4 protein-coding genes are annotated in these 1163 nt (G+C 43.7%); all 4 read left to right on the top strand.

Going from position 1 to position 1163, the window contains the following annotated elements; translation table 11 throughout:
• The first annotated feature begins 53 nt into the window (after positions 1-53).
• A complete protein-coding gene (locus L977_RS22090) occupies positions 54-257 on the top strand; it encodes a DUF905 family protein (RefSeq protein ID WP_032679777.1) in 204 nt (67 codons plus the stop codon).
• 77 nt (positions 258-334) lie between these two features.
• On the top strand, positions 335-481 hold the full coding sequence (locus L977_RS24615; protein WP_155964492.1) for a hypothetical protein: 147 nt from the start codon (positions 335-337) through the stop codon (positions 479-481).
• Between the two features lie 145 nt (positions 482-626).
• A complete protein-coding gene (locus L977_RS22095) occupies positions 627-872 on the top strand; it encodes a hypothetical protein (RefSeq protein WP_047626947.1) in 246 nt (81 codons plus the stop codon).
• A gap of 164 nt (positions 873-1036) precedes the next feature.
• The coding region (locus L977_RS24170; protein ID WP_072034167.1) for a type II toxin-antitoxin system HicA family toxin at positions 1037-1163 on the top strand (127 nt) is incomplete at its 3' end.

Below are 1163 nucleotides of genomic sequence, written 5' to 3' on the forward strand. Positions count from 1 at the left end.
TACATGGAAAGCGCGGTGCTTTCCGATAAAGGCCGGTCGGCCAGGAGATTAAAATGGCAGTTAACGTTGAAAGCGTAATTCGTAAGTATAAGTTTTCCGAAGCTGTGACAATTAAGATCGCAAACGTCAGTAAATATAATGATAAGCAGGTTGAAATCCGTGATGCAGCTACAGGCCGTTTAATATGGCGTGCATGGGATTTTGAGCCATCCTTCCTGGACGAACTGGAGAAACAAATTAAACCATACGTAATTTAATAGATATAAAAGAAAAGCGTTAGGCTGCGGGAACAGTCTAACGCTCATGACAAAAAAATCACTTACAGGTAAATTTTATGTCAACCAATCAGATCATATCGTTAGCAAATTCAATTGTAAAGGGTATCCAGCAGAAGCGACCAGTTAAAACGCCTCAACTCACAGGATGGGAGCTGGAAGAAGTTTTATGGTGGGTAAAAAATCTTGGAGCAGACCTGCTTTAAGGTTACATGGGGGGGGATGCCCCCCTATTCCAAATGTGCCAGCATTTATTTATCACCGGTGCGGCCTCGATGCACATGATTGATAGCAATTATTCTCCAGCTGCGTAACCGGCGATACTGAAATTGACAGCAAAAGGGTCATACAATGGGAAATTATACAATCAGAACTAGCGAAAAAGATGATGCAATTATCAAAGATGCCCAGGAGTATTTAGGTGTCTCAACTGTCAGCAAAGCATTTCTGGTTTCTATCAGCAAGGTTAAAGAGCAAAACGAAATGATCCTGAAGCTAGAACGTGAGCTGGCGCAGGAACGCAAGCGATCTCAAAGTATGTCTGCTGGTATTGCTGATTTTGAAGTCAGTATGGCTCGCCTCTTCACGCTGAAATGATGTACAATTAACCACAGTCATAAAATCTAGTCATTCCCTTCCAAGCTTCGCCCCACACGGGGCGTTAGTCATCCGTTAGGCTGCAAAAAATTTGCGATTTACGCTAACCTCTCTTGCCTTGTGTGTATATGTATGTATAATGGATTTCAGGTTACGGAGGGCTTATGAAATCTGCTGACCTGTTGAAAGAGCTGATAGCCGCAGGGTGTGAACTTCGACGGCACAACGGGGGAAGCCACCAGATTTGGTGGTCGCCCATAACAGGAAAAACTTTTCCTGTTCCGCATCCGA

It is taken from the genome of Enterobacter sp. ZOR0014 (assembly GCF_000798855.1).
Classification (GTDB): Bacteria; Pseudomonadota; Gammaproteobacteria; order Enterobacterales; family Enterobacteriaceae; genus Enterobacter; species Enterobacter kobei.